We start from the raw sequence: 15942 nt of genomic DNA, 5'->3' as shown, positions 1-15942 counted from the left end.
GGCGAAAATTCTATAGTTGCAGCGCAGAAGAGAAGAAAAAATTTTCTCTTTGCGCGCTCGAAACGACACATATATAGAAAATAATTCCAGTCAACCCCGGATGTGGGGGAAGCGAGTATCGTATGCGGTTCTTGCCCGTGTTCCTCGATCTCAAGGCCGGTCCGGTGGTTCTCATCGGCGCGGGTGAGCTTTTGCGCGCCAAGCTGCGCGTGCTCACTGCAGCCGGCGCGCGCATCCGCGTGCATGCGATCGATGGCAATCAGGATCTGAGCCTCAGCTCCGAGGACGCAGCGCGCGTTGAGATCGCGACCGGCGATCCGCTCACTGCCGATCTCTCAGGCGTCATCGCCATCGTCTGCGCGGGTGCGGGCGATGTCGGCGTTGCGATGTCGGCGCGGGCGAAGGCGCTCGGCCTGCCCGTCAACGTCATGGACGACCTCGAGCATTCCAGCTTCATCTTCCCGGCCATCGTCGATCGCGGCGATGTCGTGGTCGCGGTCGGCACTGGTGGCACGTCACCGGTGGTGGCGCGGCGCGTGCGCGAGAAGATCGAGGCGCTGCTGCCGGCCCGCATCGGCGAACTCGCCGAGTTCATCGGCGGTTTCCGCAAATCCATCAACGAGCGCATTGCCGAGTTTCCGTTGCGCCGCCGCTTCTGGGAACGCGTCATCGACGGCCCGATCGGCGCCTCCGTGCTCGACGGCCGCAAGGGCGAGGCGGATGCGGCGCTCAACGCTATCTCAAATCCCTCCGAATTCGCGCGTGCCGACAAGCCGGAAGGCTCGGTTGCGCTGGTCGGCGCCGGCCCCGGCGATCCCGACCTTCTCACCATCAAGGCGCTGCGCGCATTGCAGGACGCCGACATCGTCTTCCATGACGAACTGGTCTCGCCTGAAATTCTCGACCGCATCCGCCGCGATACCACGCGCGTTGCGGTCGGTCGCCGCGTCGGCAAGCCCGGTATCGGCCAGGACGCCATCAACAAGCGCATGATCGAGGCCGCGCAATCCGGCCAGCGCGTGGTGCGGCTGAAGGGCGGTGATCCCTTCGTGTTCGGCCGCGGCGGCGAAGAGGTCGAAGCGCTCCGCATAGCGGGCGTTGCCTATTCGATCATTCCCGGCATCACCGCCGGGCTCGGCGGTGCCGCCGATTTCGAGGTGCCGCTCACCTATCGTCATGAAGCGACCCGCATCACCTTCCTCACCGCGCACAAGGCGCGCGATGCGGAAGCCGTGGACTGGTCGACGCTCACCGACACCAAGATGACCGTCGTCGTCTACATGGGCATGACCGCTGCGCCCGCCGTCCGCGCCGGCCTGTTCGCCGCCGGCCGCTCGCCGGAAACGCCGGTCGGCGTGTTCGCCCGCGTCACGCGGCCCGATGCGCAAGGCGCGATCGGCACGCTGCGCGACCTGCCCGAGCTGGTGCGTCGGACCAATGGCGGTCCCGCCATTCTCATCATCGGCGACGTGGTCCGGCATGCCGGCTCGCTTCGCCGTCAAACCCCCAATCAAATCATCTCTGACCTCCTGGATGCAGCCGAATGACCTCCCCGCTTGAACAGAAGAAGATCAAAATCGCCGGCCCCTCCGTCGTGACCGCCAACCGTACCTGGGACGGCATCGTGGTCTATCGCACCGCCGCCAAGGGGTGGTCGGCGGACTTGTCGGAAGCCGCAATCGTGCGCAACTCCGACGAGGCCAAAGCGTTGCTTGCGGAGTCCGTGGCCGATGACGTCGGCGCGATCGGTCCCTATATCGCGCCGGTGCAGATCGGCGCGGACGGCAAGATCGAGCCCGGCAATCTGCGCGAACAGATCCGCCGCACCGGCGTGACCATCGGGCAGCCGGCCCAGGTTTAAGGCGCTTTCTTATGTATGCTTACGATGAAATCGACCGCACGCTCGTCAACGAGCGCGTCTCGGAGTTCCGCGACCAGGTGAAGCGGCGCCTCTCCGGCGAGCTCACCGAGGACGAGTTCAAGATCCTGCGCTTGCAGAACGGCGTCTATCTGCAACTGCACGCCTACATGTTCCGCGTCGCGATCCCCTATGGCACGCTGGCGTCGAACCAGTTGCGGGCGCTCGCGCATGTCGCGCGCAAGTACGACCGCGGCTACGGCCATTTCACCACGCGGCAGAACATCCAGTTCAACTGGATCAAGCTCGCCGAATTGCCGGATGCGCTGGCGGATCTGGCCGAAGTCGGCATCCATGCGATGCAGACCTCCGGCAACAACATGCGCAACGTCACCTCGGACCAGTGGGCCGGCGTCGCGCCCGGCGAGATCGAGGATCCCCGCATCTGGTCGGAGCTGATCCGCCAGCACACCACGCTGCATCCGGAATTCTCGTTCCTGCCGCGCAAGTTCAAGATCGCGATCACCGCATCGGACCATGACCGCGCCGCGATCAAGATCCACGATATCGGGCTGAAGCTGATCAAGAACGAGAAGGGCGAGACCGGCTTCGAGGTGCTGGTCGGCGGCGGTCTCGGCCGCACGCCGTTCATCGGCAAGACCATCAAGCACTTCGTCCATGGCCGCGATATCCTCAGCTATATCGAGGCGATCCTGCGGGTCTACAACCAGTACGGCCGCCGCGACAACATCTACAAGGCGCGCATCAAGATCCTGGTGCACGAGCTCGGTATCGAGAAGTTCTCGCGCGAGGTCGAGGACGAGTGGCAGCACATCCGCAACTCCTCGCTCCAGATCGACGACGAGGTGATCGAGGACATCCGCTCGCGCTTCACCTATCCGGCCTACGAGAAGCTGCCGCACAGTCCGGACGAGCTGCGGCAGGCCGCGGCCGATCCCGACTTCGAGGCGTGGCGCAAGAACTCGGTGGCCCCGCACAAGAACCAGGGTTACTCCATCGTCACGATCTCGCTGAAGCCGATCGGCGCGCCTCCGGGTGATGCCACCGCCGAGCAGATGGATGCGCTCGCCGATCTCGCCGACAAATATTCCTTCGGCGAAATCCGCGTCGGCCACGAGCAGAATCTGGCGCTGCCGCACGTCGCCAAACGCGACCTGCCGGCGCTGTGGAAGGCGCTGGACAAGCTCGGGCTGGCGACGCCGAACGTCAATCTGATCACCGACATCATCGCCTGCCCGGGGCTCGACTATTGCTCGCTGGCGAATGCGCGCTCGATCCCGATCGCGCAGGAGCTGACGCGGCGCTTCGCCAATCACGAGCTCGCCAACCTGATCGGCCGGCTGCACATCAACATCTCAGGCTGCATCAATGCCTGCGGCCATCACCATGTCGGCCATATCGGCATTCTCGGCGTCGAGAAGAACGGCGAGGAGGTCTACCAGATCACGATCGGCGGCCGCGCCGACGAGGGCGCCGCGCTCGGCAATCTGATCGGCCCCGGCGTCAAGTTCGACGAGGTCGCCGACGTCGTCGAGGACATCGTGGAAGCCTATCTCGCGCTGCGCGCGCGCCCGGAGGAGCTGTTCATCGACACGGTGAAGCGCCTCGGCGTCGAACCCTTCAAGGAGCGTGTCTATGCCACTCGTTAACGGCGGAAAAATCGTCGACGACGGCTTCGTCAAGCTGGCCGTCGACACGCCGCTGCCGGAGGGCGGCGACATCCTGGTGCCGGCCGAGCGCTTCGTCGGTGAAGCGGATGCGTTGCTCAAGCGTGCCGGCAAGGTCGGCGTGATCTGGCCGAACAATCGCGACATCGACGAGCTCGTGCCGTATCTCGGCAAGGTCGCCGCCGTTGCGCTGGTGTTCCCGACCTTCCGCGACGGACGTGCCTACAGTCAGGCGCGGCTGCTGCGCGAGCGCTACAACTATCGCGGCGAGCTGCGTGCGACGGGGCAGGTGCTGCGCGACCAGTTCGTGTTCATGCTGCGCGCAGGCTTCGATTCCTTCGAGGTCAAGAAGCAGGCCGATGCGGAAGCCTTCATGCAGACCGCAAAGCGCTATTCGGTGTTCTACCAGCCGACCGGCGACGGCCGCATCACGGCGCTGCACCGGCGCATGCAGTTGCGTCACTCGGAAGGTGTCGGCACGTGAACGCCATTGCGCCTCAGTTATCTCCGGTGTCCGTTTCCGCGCTGCCCTCGGCCGAGGAGCTCGATCGCGCGTTGCGTGACGCTTCGCCCGCGGAAATCATCGCCGCGGCCCTGAAGACAGTCGGCCGCGACAAGCTTGCGGTGGTGTCGTCCTTCGGTACGGAATCGGCGACGCTTCTGAAGGTGATGGCGGACGTCGATCCTGCGATCCCCGTGATCTTCCTCGACACCGGCTGGTTGTTCGAGGAGACGCTCGCCTATCGCGACACGCTGGTCGCGACGCTGGGTCTCAGGGACGTCCGCTCGATCAAGCCGGCGGAGGAGACGCTGTCGCGCGAGGATCCTGACCGCGACCTCTGGTTCTCCGATCCCGACGCCTGCTGCCGCATCCGCAAGGTGGAGCCGCTGGCGCGCGCGCTGAAGCCGTTCGATGCCTGGATCAACGGCCGCAAGCGCTTCCAGGGCAATGCACGCGCCGACATTGCGGTGGTCGAGGACGACGGTGCGCGGCTGAAGTTCAACCCCTTCGCCAACGTCTCGCGCCAGGAACTGGATGCGATTTTCGTCCGCGCCAAATTGCCGCGTCATCCACTGGCCGCCTCCGGTTTCCTGTCGGTTGGGTGTATGCCTTGCACCAGCAGAACGGCCGAAGGCGAGGATGCGCGCGCCGGTCGCTGGCGCGGCCGGGCCAAGACAGAATGCGGCATTCACACGATGAAGACTTCGTAGCACAGTCAGGCTGTCACGCTGCGAACAAGAAAATCCGGTTCCGTTGACTTAAACGCGTTTCGCCCCGAGTTATGCCTGCCATCGATGACGCTGATGTCGTCGAGGTGAACGGAGATGGACATGCTGCGCCGTATCGTTCCGCTCGTGGCAGGACTGCTTTGGGCAAGCTCGGCTCTCGCCGCCGACATCAATCTTTTGAACGTGTCGTACGATCCGACGCGGGAGCTTTATGCCGAGTTCAACAAGGCGTTTGCGGGTGCCTATCAGAAGGAGACCGGCAAGAGCGTCGAGATCAAGCAGTCGCATGGCGGCAGCGGATCGCAGGCGCGCGCGGTGATCGACGGATTGCAGGCCGATGTGGTGACGCTCGCGCTCGCCTATGACATCGATGCGATCGCGAGCAAGGGCCTCACGACGGCCGACTGGCAGAAGCGTCTGCCGCAGAATTCGTCACCCTACACGTCGACCATCGTGTTCCTGGTGCGCAAGGGCAATCCGAAGGGCATCAAGGACTGGGACGACCTGCTCAAGCCGGGCGTTGCCGTGATCACGCCGAACCCGAAGACATCGGGCGGCGCGCGCTGGAACTATCTGGCGGCCTGGGGCTTCGCGCTGAAGAAATACGGATCAGCCGACAAGGCCAAGGATTTCATCGGCAAACTCTACCAGCAGGTGCCGGTGCTCGATACCGGCGCGCGCGGCGCCACCGTGACCTTCGTCGAGCGCGGCGTCGGCGACGTGCTGCTCGCCTGGGAGAACGAGGCCTATCTCGCGCTCAAGGAATTCGGCCCGGAAAAATTCCAGATCGTGGCGCCGCCGCAATCGATCCTCGCCGAGCCGCCGGTTGCGATCGTCGACAAGGTTGCCGATAAAAAAGGCACCCGCAACGCCGCCGACGCCTACCTCCAGTACTGGTACACCAAGGAAGGCCAGGAGATCGCCGCGCGCAATTTCTACCGTCCGCGCGATGCCGAGATCGCCAAGAAATATGAAAACTCCTTCGCAAAGGTCGAGCTGTTCACGATCGACGACGTTTTCGGCGGCTGGACCAAGGCGCAGAAGGAACATTTTGCCGACGGCGGCATTTTCGATCAGATTTACAAGAACTGATCGGGCGCCGTCTTAGGAGGCTTTAGCAGGGGGCCTGGTGAGCGCAGTTGCAGCAGCACGACGCCGGACATTGCCGGGCTTCGGTCTCACCATGGGACTGACGCTTTCCTGGCTGTCGATCATCATCCTGATTCCGCTCGCCGGCCTGTTCCTGAAATCGCTGGAGCTGAGCCCCGAGCAGTTCTGGAACATCCTCTCCAGCCGCCGCACCCTGAACGCCCTGCGGGTCTCGTTCGGCCTCGCCTTCGCGGCGGCCTGCGTCAATCTGGTGATGGGCAGCATCATCGTCTGGGCGCTCGTGCGCTACCGGTTTCCCGGCCGGCGCATCTTCGATGCCATCGTCGACGTGCCGTTCGCGCTGCCGACGGCGGTTGCCGGCGTGGCGCTGACCGCGCTGTTCGCCGAGAAGGGCTGGCTGGGCGCGCCGCTCGCAGCGCTCGGCATCAAGGTGGCGTTCACGCCGGTGGGCATCTTCGTCGCCATGATCTTCATCGGCATCCCTTTCGTGGTGCGCACCGTCCAGCCGGTGCTCCAGGATCTCGATCCCGAGATCGAGGAGGCCGCTGGCAGCCTGGGGGCGAGCCGCTGGCAGACCATCAGCCGCGTGATCCTGCCCTCGCTCGGACCGGCGCTGCTCACCGGCCTCGCCCTCGCCTTCGCGCGCGCGGTCGGCGAATACGGCTCGGTGATCTTCATCGCCGGCAATCTGCCGAACGTCTCAGAGATCGCGCCATTGCTGATCGTGATCCGCCTCTCCGAATTCCGCTACGCCGATGCGACCGCGATCGCGGTGGTCATGCTCGTCGTCTCCTTCGTCATCATCTTCGCCGTCAACCGGCTCCAGCGCTGGGCGCAGAGCCGGATCCCGGCGCGTTGAGGAGGATGCGATGACGATGCAGATCGCAGATTCCGTTTCGCTCTCCCAGCCCGATGCGAAGGCGCGTGCGCACGCGGCGGCGGCGCGTGACAACCTTCGCACCGAGCCGAGGGCGGTGCGCATCGTCATCATCACGCTGGCGGTGCTGTTCCTCTCGGTCTTCGTCGTGCTGCCATTGGTGGTCGTGTTCGCGCAGGCGTTCTCGAGAGGTATCCTCGCCTATCTCGCCGCGCTCGCCGAGCCGGAGGCGCTGGCCGCGATCAAGCTGACCCTGCTGGTGGCGGCGATCTCGGTCGGCCTCAATCTCTTGTTCGGCCTTGTCGCCGCCTGGGCCATTGCCAAGTTCGAATTCAACGGCAAGACCTTCCTGATCACGCTGATCGATCTGCCGTTCTCGGTGAGCCCGGTGATCTCGGGCCTCGTCTTCGTGCTGCTGTTCGGCGCGCAGGGCTATTTCGGCGGCTGGCTTCGGGATCACGACATCCAGATCCTGTTCGCGGTGCCCGGCATTGCGCTCGCAACCACCTTCGTGACCTTCCCCTTCGTGGCGCGCGCGCTGATTCCCCTGATGCAGGAGCAGGGCACGCAGGAAGAGGAAGCCGCGATCTCGCTCGGCGCGTCCGGCCTGCAGACCTTCTTCCGCGTCACGCTGCCGAACATCAAATGGGGCGTGCTCTACGGCGTCCTGCTCTGCAACGCGCGCGCGATGGGCGAGTTCGGTGCCGTATCGGTCGTGTCGGGCCACATTCGCGGCGAGACCAACACCATGCCGCTGCTGGTCGAGATTCTCTACAACGAGTACCAGTTCGTCGCCGCCTTTGCGATCGCCTCGCTGCTGGCGATGCTGGCGCTGATCACGCTGATCGCAAAAACCGTTCTCGAACGTCATCTGCACGAAGGACAGGACGCAAGTGACCATTGAAGTCAGGAATCTCGTCAAGAAGTTCGGCAGTTTTGCCGCCCTCGACGGCGTCGACCTCAAAGTCGAAAATGGCGAATTGCTGGCGCTGCTCGGACCCTCGGGCTCCGGCAAGACCACGCTGCTGCGGATCATCGCCGGCCTCGACTGGCCGGATTCGGGCGAAGTCTCCTTCAACGGCGAGGACGCACTGGCGCAAGGCGCGCGCGAACGCCACGTCGGCTTCGTGTTCCAGCACTACGCGCTGTTCCGCCACATGACGGTGTTCGAGAACGTCGCCTTCGGCCTGCGCGTGCAGCCGCGCGCGGTCCGGAAAGAGGAGGCCAAGATCCGTGCCCGGGTGAAAGAGCTGCTCGACCTCGTGCAGCTCGACTGGCTCGCCGACCGCTATCCGAGCCAGCTCTCCGGCGGCCAGCGCCAGCGCATTGCGCTTGCCCGTGCGCTCGCGATCGAGCCGCGCATCCTGCTGCTCGACGAGCCGTTCGGTGCGCTCGATGCCAAGGTGCGCAAGGAGCTGCGCAAATGGCTGCGCTCGCTGCACCACGAGATCAACGTCACCTCGATCTTCGTCACCCACGACCAGGAAGAGGCACTGGAAGTCGCCAACCGCGTCGTGGTGATGGACAAGGGCAGGATCGAGCAGATCGGCTCGCCCGATGACGTCTACGAGAGCCCCGCGACCGCCTTCGTCCACGGCTTCATCGGCGAATCCATCGAGCTTCCGGTCCAGATTGCCAACGGCGTGGTCCAGCTCGGCGACCGGCCGCTCCAGCTTGCGGCAGACGGCCTTGCGCCTGGCGCGTCAAGACTGTTCGTGCGGCGACATGACATGCTGGTCGGCCCGCCCGGCAGCGGCGCCTTCGAGGGCGCCGTGCAGCACGTCCGGAATTTCGGGCCGGTGCAGCGGGCGGAGGTGGCGCTATCAGGCGGCGAGACCATCGAGATCGATGCCCCCCGCAACAGGGAACTGCGTGTCGGCGACAGGATTGGCCTCGAGCCTCGCCGCTACCGGATATTTGCGGGCTAAGAGCGCAGTCGTTCCGGGATGGTCCGAAGGACCACGCGCTGGCGCGCGCCCCGAACGACTAGCGTCGATTTTCTTCAAAATTCACCTTTCAGCCACGGTTGGTATGCAACAACGGCGCTTCATTTGGGGGCCCCGATTCATGCGCGCTGCGGCCGCAATATCAATCACTTTGCTGCTCGCCGGCTGCGCCGGCAACGAAGCACCGGTCCAGCAGCCGTCGATGTATGCCGACATGGCGGTCCCGGGCGCCAAGCTCGACGCGCAGGCGGCCGCGGTGATGATCTCGCAATACCGCCAGAACAACGCCCTCGGCACCGTCGTGATCGACCCCGACCTGATGCTGCTCGCCGAATCCCAGTCCCAGGCGATGGCTGCGGCCAACAAGATGGACCATGACGTCCGCGCGCCCCTGGCCAAGCGGCTCAGTGCCGGCGGCTATCCCGCGACCGTGGCGGTCGAAAACGTCTCGGCGGGCTATCATACGCTGGCGGAAGCGTTTTCCGGCTGGCGCGACTCGCCCCCGCACCGGGCCAACATGCTCAAGAGCGGTGTCACAAAATTGGGCATAGCGGCCGGCTATGCTCCGAACACCAAGTACAAGGTGTTCTGGACCATGATCCTGGCCTCGACGGATCCCCGATAAGCCAGACTTGATCCCGGGATGCATTGACGCCGCGGCGGACTGTCGCCACGGTGGCTCGCCATTTGCTATTGTTCCCCCATGACAGATCATAGTCCGGAATCCGCCAGCGTCCCCGCGAATGCGCAACGCGTCCTGGTCTTGCAGGGCGGTGGCGCGCTTGGCTCGTACCAGGCCGGCGCCTATCAGGCGCTGTGCGGCTATGGCTTCGAGCCCGAATGGGTCGCCGGCATCTCCATCGGCGCGGTCAACGCCGCCATCATCGCCGGCAATGAGGGCCACACCCGCGTCAAGCGGCTGAAGGAATTCTGGGAGATGGTGTCGGCGCCGGTGCCGTGGAAGCCGATCGGCAAGAGCGACCACAGCCGTGAGCTGTTCAACTCCACCAGCGCCGCGCTGATCGCGACCTTCGGCGTACCCGGCTTCTTCGTCCCGCGCGTCCCGCCCGCGCCGATGTGGCCGCCGGGCCACCCCGAGGCGGAGAGCTATTACGACACGTCGCCCCTGAAGAAGACGCTGGAGCGGCTGGTCGATTTCGACCGCATCAACGACCTCAAGACGCGCTTCTCCGTCGGCGCTGTCGGCGTCACCTCCGGCAACTTCAAATATTTCGACAATTACGAGTTCAAGAAGCTCGGCAAGAAGATCGGTCCCGAGCACATCATGGCCTCCGGCGCGCTGCCGCCGGGCTTTCCGTCCGTCGTCATCGACGGCGAGCATTACTGGGACGGCGGCATCGCCTCCAACACGCCGCTCGACTACGTGCTCGATGCCGAGGTGGCTCGCGACATGCTGATCTTCCAGGTCGATCTGTTCAGCGCCCGCGGCGACCTGCCGAATTCGCTGTTAGAGGCCACCGAGCGCGAGAAGGACATCCGCTTCTCCAGCCGCACGCGGATGAACACCGACAAGAACAAGCAGATCCACAACGCCCGCAGGGCGGTGCGCGACCTGATTTCCAAATTGCCCGATTATCTCAAGAACGACCCTTCCGTCGAATTCCTTGCGAAGGCATCTCGTGAGAGCACGGTCACCGTGGTGCACCTGATCTACCGCAGCAAGAACTACGAATCCTCGTCCAAGGACTACGATTTCTCGCACGTGGCCATGGTCGAGCATTGGGAAGCCGGCGTGCGCGACGTGCACACGTCGATGCGCCACAAGGACAGGCTCGATCAGCCGCAATCCGGCGAGACCATGGTGACCTACGATCTCACGGGGGACGTCTCCGCGCCCCCGGCAAAAAGGAGCGAATAGAATGGGTAGTCTGTCAGGCAAGAATGCCGTCGTGACCGGATCGACCAGCGGCATCGGGCTCGCTTATGCGCGCGCCTTTGCTGCGGCCGGTGCCAACGTCGTCATCAACGGCTTCGGTTCGCCCGAGGACATCGAGAAGGAACGTGCGAAGATCGAGTCCGACTTCAAGGTGAAGGCGATCTATTCGCCCGCCGACATGACCAAGCCGGCCGAGATCGCCGGGATGGTCGCGCTCGGCGAGAAGACCTTCGGCTCGGTCGACATCCTCGTCAACAATGCCGGCATCCAGTTCGTCTCGCCGATCGAGGAATTCCCGCCGGAGAAATGGGACCAGATCATCGCCATCAACCTGTCCTCGGCCTTCCATGCCATCCGCGCCGCGGTGCCCGGCATGAAGAAGAAGGGCTGGGGCCGCATCATCAATACCGCTTCCGCGCACTCGCTGGTCGCCTCGCCATTCAAGTCGGCCTACGTCTCGGCCAAGCACGGCATCGCCGGTCTCACCAAGACCGTGGCGCTGGAAGTCGCGACCCACAAGATCACCTGCAACTGCATCAGCCCCGGCTATGTCTGGACGCCGCTGGTCGAGAAGCAGATTCCCGACACGATGAAGGCGCGCAATCTCACCCGTGAGCAGGTCATCAACGACGTGCTGCTCGACGCGCAGCCGACCAAGGAGTTCGTCACCTCCGAGCAGGTCGCCGCACTGGCGCTGTTCCTGTGCAGCGACGATGCCGCGCAGATCACCGGCACCAACCTCTCGATCGACGGCGGTTGGACCGCGGAGTAAATCCACTCTTGGTCATGCCCCGGCTTGACCGGGGCATCCAGTACGCCGCGGCCTGTCGGTTCAACCACAGACGCCTCGGAGTACTGGATCGCCCGGTCAAGCCGGGCGATGACAGCGAGAGGGGAGCGGCGCCGTTTTCCGTTCAATGCGTCCAGGCCAGAGCCGTCACGAACGCGGATGACAGGTTCAGCTCGGCAAACATGATCTTGCCGGCGACCACGAACAGCACGCTGGCAAGCGTCAGGCGCAGCACCGTCTCGGGGACGCGCGTCGCGCTGAAGCTGCCGACGATGATGCCGGGCAGCGAGCCCAGCAGCAGCACGCCCATCAGTGCCCAATCGACGTCGCCAAGCGCCCAATGTCCGATGCCCGCGACCAGCGTCAGCGGCACCGCATGGGCAATGTCGGAGCCTACGATGGTCGCCATCGGCAGGCGCGGGTAGAGCAGCAGCAGCACGGTCACGCCGACCGCGCCGGCGCCGACCGATGAAATCGACACCAGCACACCGAGCACGATTCCCGTGACCACGGTCGCAATCGCCGTGGTGCGCTCGTCGACGCGCTCCAGCTTCCTGCGATAGCGTTCCATGATCGCCTTGCGGAAGATCAGGGACGTTGCGGTCAGCAGCAGGGCGAAGCACAGCACGAGATTGACGAGACTGCGCTCGGAATCGCTTTTGAGATCGAGCTTCCACAGCACGAGCAGCGTCAGGGCGCTTGCCGGAAGGCTGCCGCAGGCGAGCCGCAGCACCGCCGGCCAGTGCACGCTGCGCGACCAGCCATGGACGACGCTGCCGCCGGTCTTGGTGGCCGCGGCATAGAGCAGGTCGGTGCCAACAGCGGTGGACGGATGGATGCCGAACAGCAGGATCAGCAGCGGCGTCATCAACGAGCCGCCACCCACCCCGGTCATCCCGACAAGCAGGCCGACGCCGAAGCCGGAGGCGACGTAGAGTGGATCAATCATATCCGGGAATCTTAGGTTTATCTCGTCGGTTGGGCAATATGACGTAGAATAAATTTTCCCTGAGAGGCAACCTCTTGGACCAAATAAGAAAAATCATGCTACCGACCGGCGATCGGCAGTCGTTTCGCCTCGTTCCCGAGCCTGTTACGCAATAGGCGTTCCCCAGGGGCAGGGCAGGCGAGGGGTTATTCGCCGAACGCCAGAACGTGCAGGCCGAGGCGCTGCCGCACGATCCAGAACAAGAGCACCGTCTCGAAGGTGAGTGAGATCGAGGTCGCGGCCGCGGCGCCATGGCCGCCGTAGCGCGGTACCAGCGCGATGCAGAGCACGACGTTCATCACGAAGGCCAGCGCATAGGCCAGCGCGCAGATCTTCTGCTGGCCGAGCATGTTGAGCAGCCGCTCGACCGGCCCGATTGCGGACCGCACCACCAGCCCGATCGCGGCGACGAACATGATGTCGTAGCCGACCACGAATTGCGGCCCGAACAGCCAGAGCAGCGGCTTGCCGAGCGCGAGCAGCACGATGGTCGCCGCCAGCGACGGCCAGAACGTCCAGTTGATGGCATGCGCGACGTAGGCCGACAGCCGCGCCTTGTCGCCGCTAGCGTTGTATTCGGCGAAGCGGTGCGCTGTCGTCGCCGACATCGCGTAGTGGATGAACGAGACCAGCGCCAGCGTCTTCACCACCGCGAAGTAGACGCCGACCTCGTCGGAGGGGCGGAACTGCTGAAGCACCAGCACGTCGGTGTAGGACAGCAGCAGATAGAAGCTCTCCACCAACAGGATCGGCAGCGAGACGGCGAGCCAGCCGCTGACGTCATAGGCCTTCGGTCCGGGCTCGATATGGCCGGCGAGCTTGCGGTTCAGCACCACCATCTGCCCGGTCATCGCGATCCACACCGCGCCGGCACTCGCGACCATCGCGGCGACCGCGCCGAGATGATAGCCGAGCAGGAAGGCACAGGCCGTGATGCCGATGATCAGCGCCTGGCGGATGATGAATTGCGGCATCAGGCCGAGCTGCATCCAGTCGTGCGAGCGCGCGATGCCGTCCTGGGTGTTGGCGACGACGAAGGCGGGCAGCGTCATGCAGCCGATATAGAGCGGCAGCACCTCGGCCGGATCGATCCAGGGCGAGAGCAGCTTGACGATGCCGGCGAGGCCGAGCGAGACCAGCGTGGAGACGGCAAAGGTCAGCCAGCGGCTGCCGGAGAGAAAGCCGCGCAGCAGCGCGTGCTCACCGCTGGTGCGATACTCCGGAATGATCTTCTGCGCGGAGGCCGAGATGCCGAAATCCATCATGCTGCCGAGCAGCAGCACCCAGGTCCAGACGTAGACGTAGATGCCGTAGTCGGACGTGCCCATCCAGCGCGCGAGCAGAACCTGCGAAAAATAGGCAAGGCCCGCGCTGATGACGCGGATGATGAAGACGGTGCCGGCCAGCCGCCGCGTCAGCGACGCTTCGCTCGATCCGCCCGTCAACTTGCCGCGCAGCCGCGCGATCAGCCCGGCCGGTCCGCTCGTTGCGGGTTCTGCATCCATCACGGCCAATTCGAAGAGTCCCCAGGCGTCCCGCATGAAGCGGCAGCCTTGCTGCAGTAACCCCGGGAATTAGCAACCATTCGTTAAGATTCGGTTGGGTTGGGGTCCAATCGCGGTGTCGTCCCGGACAAGCGTAAGCGCAGATCCGGACCCATAACCACAGGGAGAAGTTTGGCGAAGACTCGGAGTTACTTGCCGTGCGTCTAACCCAATCCTGTGGTTATGGATCCCGGATCTGCGCGCGCTTGTGGCGCGCTTGTCCGGGACGACGGCTACTCCAAATTCGTATTGAACTCGTACGACTTATCCGGCCCGACCAGCGTGAACTTCAGTGCCGCGCCGTCGGGCTTGGCGCCCGGCGGCAGCCCGTCGAGTTCGAAGGAGAAGCGTTTCACGCCGGGCGGGCTGGGCTCGACCGGTGCCGGGATCGGCAGCGACCAATCCGGCGTCGGCCCTTCGACGAACAAATTGACCTTGCGCGCATCCGCCGGCGCGACGACGTCGACCACCACGTTCTTAGGCCCGTCGCGCCTGACGTCGCGGATCGTTAGCGGATTGGGATCGCCGATATTTGCCGGCTTCGGCACGGTGTCGAGCGCTGCACGCAGATTGGCGTCCTCGGTCGAGGCGACGCTGTTGAAGCCGAGCTCGGCGCTGGCCTCGACAGGAATGCAGAGCTTTTCGCACACCGCGTAGTTGATCTCGGCGCGCAAGGTCACCGGCTTGTCGGCGGCCTTGGCGACGATGCGCAGGGGCAGCACGACCTGGTCGCGATAGCCGATCGAGTGGCCGCCCGCGCCGTCGTCGAATTTCAGCGGCGCCGGCCACATGATCGTCACCGCTTCGACATTCTCCGATTTCGAGAAGTCGAACCGGGGAGGAACGCCGGAGTCGCCGGGCGCACGCCAGTATGTCTTCCAGCCCGGCTGGAGCTGGAAGGCGATACCGCCGAGCAATACGGCGCCGCTGCGGGATCCCGCCAATAGCCGCACCGCGGAATGCCCGTCGCGCTGCCAGGGCGAGGCGTCGTCGGCGCGAGCTGCGGGGGCCAGCGACGACGCAAGCAGGGTTGTCGCGACGCCGATCACCGCACGCAGGGGAACTTGTGTAAGCATGGCACGTCTTTACAGGGTCACCTTGGCGCAAACCATTGAATTGCTTGTGATGGATGCACTGGAATCAGGCCACCACAAGCCTTGATTTGACAGCGGCCCGGCCCAACATCAGGATAGGAATTGAAACCGGAGTGCTTCACCGATGGCTCCCACAGGCAAGAGGACGGGCGAAAGCACCCGCAGCACGGGTCCCGCGCCCCCCAGCTCGGCCGGCTACCTCGACGGCCGCCTCCTGATAGCAATGCCCGTGATGGGTGATGCGCGCTTCGAGCGCTCGGTGATCTATCTCTGCGCCCATTCGGCCGAAGGCGCGATGGGCATCATCGTGAACCATCCCGCCGGCAGCATCGACTTCCCCGAGTTGTTGCAGCAGCTCGGCATCATCAGGAAGGGCGAGCACATCAAGCTGCCGGAGAATGCCGAAAGCATGAAGGTGCTGCGCGGCGGTCCGGTCGATACCGGGCGCGGCTTCGTGCTGCATTCCAGCGATTTCTACATCGAGAACGCGACGCTCCGGATCGACGACGGCGTCTGCCTCACCGCAACCGTCGATATCCTGCGCGCGATCGCCAACGGTTCCGGCCCCAAGCACGCCATCCTCGCGCTCGGCTATGCCGGCTGGGCGCCGGGCCAGCTCGAGACCGAGATCCAGAGCAATGGCTGGCTGCATTGCGATGCGGATGCGGACCTGATCTTCGGCGACGACGTCGACGAAAAATACGGCCGCGCCTTGCGCAAGATCGGCATCGATCCCGGCATGCTCTCGAACGAGGCGGGACACGCGTAGTGTCGCAACACCTTCTGCTGTCGTCCCGGACAAGCGGAGCTTCTGGCAACGCGTAGCGTTGTCCAGAACGGAGCGCAGATCTACCGTCTTGTCTGTCAAGGGGGCCGATCGGCTGTAAGTGTGCGGCATCGTGCTCGGCAGTCAAGGCGGC

The 15942-nt window shown here is 64.6% G+C and carries 16 protein-coding genes; 13 read left to right on the top strand and 3 right to left on the bottom strand.

The genetic code is table 11. The features are described from left to right. Nucleotides 1-122 precede the first annotated feature (122 nt). The 12 genes from cysG (at nucleotide 123) to XI09_RS23535 (ending at nucleotide 11378) form a co-directional block, all read left to right on the top strand. Nucleotides 123-1547, top strand: a complete 1425-nt coding sequence (gene cysG / locus XI09_RS23590; protein ID WP_271568990.1) for a siroheme synthase CysG — start codon at nucleotides 123-125, stop codon at nucleotides 1545-1547. After that, nucleotides 1544-1861 carry a DUF2849 domain-containing protein gene (locus XI09_RS23585; protein ID WP_271568989.1) on the top strand — a complete coding sequence of 106 codons (318 nt, stop codon included), beginning with the start codon at nucleotides 1544-1546 and terminating at the stop codon, nucleotides 1859-1861. The genes cysG and XI09_RS23585 overlap by 4 nt, the downstream gene beginning before the upstream one ends. An 11-nt stretch (nucleotides 1862-1872) precedes the next feature. Then, complete coding sequence (locus tag XI09_RS23580) at nucleotides 1873-3528, top strand: nitrite/sulfite reductase (RefSeq protein ID WP_271568988.1); 1656 nt, start codon at nucleotides 1873-1875, stop codon at nucleotides 3526-3528. Then, nucleotides 3515-4030 (top strand): DUF934 domain-containing protein, encoded by a 516-nt coding sequence (locus XI09_RS23575; protein WP_092186730.1) that lies wholly within the window; start codon nucleotides 3515-3517, stop codon nucleotides 4028-4030. Before XI09_RS23580 ends, XI09_RS23575 begins: the two co-directional genes overlap by 14 nt. Then, the gene (locus XI09_RS23570) at nucleotides 4027-4758 is read left to right on the top strand and encodes a phosphoadenylyl-sulfate reductase (RefSeq protein ID WP_271568987.1); all 732 of its coding nucleotides are present in this window, start codon (nucleotides 4027-4029) and stop codon (nucleotides 4756-4758) included. The genes XI09_RS23575 and XI09_RS23570 overlap by 4 nt, the downstream gene beginning before the upstream one ends. A 114-nt stretch (nucleotides 4759-4872) precedes the next feature. Then, nucleotides 4873-5868: a sulfate ABC transporter substrate-binding protein gene (locus tag XI09_RS23565; RefSeq protein WP_442869616.1), complete on the top strand. Its 996-nt coding sequence runs from the start codon at nucleotides 4873-4875 to the stop codon at nucleotides 5866-5868. Nucleotides 5869-5938: 70 nt separating this feature from the next. Next, a complete protein-coding gene (cysT, locus tag XI09_RS23560; RefSeq protein ID WP_177234444.1) occupies nucleotides 5939-6745 on the top strand; it encodes a sulfate ABC transporter permease subunit CysT in 807 nt (268 codons plus the stop codon). Nucleotides 6746-6755: 10 nt separating this feature from the next. Then, entirely contained in the window at nucleotides 6756-7667 is a 912-nt protein-coding gene (cysW, locus tag XI09_RS23555) for a sulfate ABC transporter permease subunit CysW (protein WP_271568985.1), read from the top strand. Continuing rightward, a complete protein-coding gene (locus XI09_RS23550; protein ID WP_271568984.1) occupies nucleotides 7657-8691 on the top strand; it encodes a sulfate/molybdate ABC transporter ATP-binding protein in 1035 nt (344 codons plus the stop codon). Before cysW ends, XI09_RS23550 begins: the two co-directional genes overlap by 11 nt. A gap of 139 nt (nucleotides 8692-8830) precedes the next feature. Next, on the top strand, nucleotides 8831-9334 hold the full coding sequence (locus XI09_RS23545; RefSeq protein ID WP_027544212.1) for a CAP domain-containing protein: 504 nt from the start codon (nucleotides 8831-8833) through the stop codon (nucleotides 9332-9334). Nucleotides 9335-9412: 78 nt separating this feature from the next. After that, nucleotides 9413-10588 (top strand): patatin-like phospholipase family protein, encoded by a 1176-nt coding sequence (locus tag XI09_RS23540; protein WP_271568983.1) that lies wholly within the window; start codon nucleotides 9413-9415, stop codon nucleotides 10586-10588. Between the two features lies 1 nt (nucleotide 10589). Further along, nucleotides 10590-11378, top strand: a complete 789-nt coding sequence (locus XI09_RS23535) for a 3-hydroxybutyrate dehydrogenase (RefSeq protein ID WP_271568982.1) — start codon at nucleotides 10590-10592, stop codon at nucleotides 11376-11378. A 142-nt stretch (nucleotides 11379-11520) separates the two neighbouring features. Here XI09_RS23535 and XI09_RS23530 read toward each other — a convergent pair whose 3' ends face one another. The 3 genes from XI09_RS23530 to XI09_RS23520 form a co-directional block, all read right to left on the bottom strand. Then, complete coding sequence (locus XI09_RS23530; protein ID WP_271568981.1) at nucleotides 11521-12345, bottom strand: sulfite exporter TauE/SafE family protein; 825 nt, start codon at nucleotides 12343-12345, stop codon at nucleotides 11521-11523. Nucleotides 12346-12530: 185 nt separating this feature from the next. Further along, nucleotides 12531-13898: a flippase gene (locus tag XI09_RS23525; RefSeq protein ID WP_271569044.1), complete on the bottom strand. Its 1368-nt coding sequence runs from the start codon at nucleotides 13896-13898 to the stop codon at nucleotides 12531-12533. A 263-nt stretch (nucleotides 13899-14161) separates the two neighbouring features. Then, on the bottom strand, nucleotides 14162-15004 hold the full coding sequence (locus tag XI09_RS23520) for a protein-disulfide reductase DsbD domain-containing protein (RefSeq protein ID WP_271568980.1): 843 nt from the start codon (nucleotides 15002-15004) through the stop codon (nucleotides 14162-14164). 142 nt (nucleotides 15005-15146) lie between these two features. On the opposite strand from XI09_RS23520, the gene XI09_RS23515 reads away from it, so the two are divergent. Continuing rightward, on the top strand, nucleotides 15147-15791 hold the full coding sequence (locus tag XI09_RS23515) for a YqgE/AlgH family protein (RefSeq protein WP_027544207.1): 645 nt from the start codon (nucleotides 15147-15149) through the stop codon (nucleotides 15789-15791). Nucleotides 15792-15942: the final 151 nt, after the last annotated feature.

It is taken from the genome of Bradyrhizobium sp. CCBAU 11386 (genome assembly GCF_028128955.1).
Taxonomy (GTDB): Bacteria; Pseudomonadota; Alphaproteobacteria; order Rhizobiales; family Xanthobacteraceae; genus Bradyrhizobium.
Note: the sequence above shows the minus strand (reverse complement) of the source record. Positions and strands in the feature narration are given on the sequence as shown.

Coding starts and splice junctions, on each gene's coding strand:
- cysG (WP_271568990.1), top strand. CDS start 123: ATGCGGTTCTTGCCCGTGTTCCTCGATCTCAAGGCCGGTCCGGTGGTT.
- XI09_RS23585 (WP_271568989.1), top strand. CDS start 1,544: ATGACCTCCCCGCTTGAACAGAAGAAGATCAAAATCGCCGGCCCCTCC.
- XI09_RS23580 (WP_271568988.1), top strand. CDS start 1,873: ATGTATGCTTACGATGAAATCGACCGCACGCTCGTCAACGAGCGCGTC.
- XI09_RS23575 (WP_092186730.1), top strand. CDS start 3,515: ATGCCACTCGTTAACGGCGGAAAAATCGTCGACGACGGCTTCGTCAAG.
- XI09_RS23565 (WP_442869616.1), top strand. CDS start 4,873: ATGGACATGCTGCGCCGTATCGTTCCGCTCGTGGCAGGACTGCTTTGG.
- cysW (WP_271568985.1), top strand. CDS start 6,756: ATGACGATGCAGATCGCAGATTCCGTTTCGCTCTCCCAGCCCGATGCG.
- XI09_RS23545 (WP_027544212.1), top strand. CDS start 8,831: ATGCGCGCTGCGGCCGCAATATCAATCACTTTGCTGCTCGCCGGCTGC.
- XI09_RS23540 (WP_271568983.1), top strand. CDS start 9,413: ATGACAGATCATAGTCCGGAATCCGCCAGCGTCCCCGCGAATGCGCAA.
- XI09_RS23535 (WP_271568982.1), top strand. CDS start 10,590: ATGGGTAGTCTGTCAGGCAAGAATGCCGTCGTGACCGGATCGACCAGC.
- XI09_RS23530 (WP_271568981.1), bottom strand. CDS start 12,345: ATGATTGATCCACTCTACGTCGCCTCCGGCTTCGGCGTCGGCCTGCTT.
- XI09_RS23520 (WP_271568980.1), bottom strand. CDS start 15,004: ATGCTTACACAAGTTCCCCTGCGTGCGGTGATCGGCGTCGCGACAACC.
- XI09_RS23515 (WP_027544207.1), top strand. CDS start 15,147: ATGGCTCCCACAGGCAAGAGGACGGGCGAAAGCACCCGCAGCACGGGT.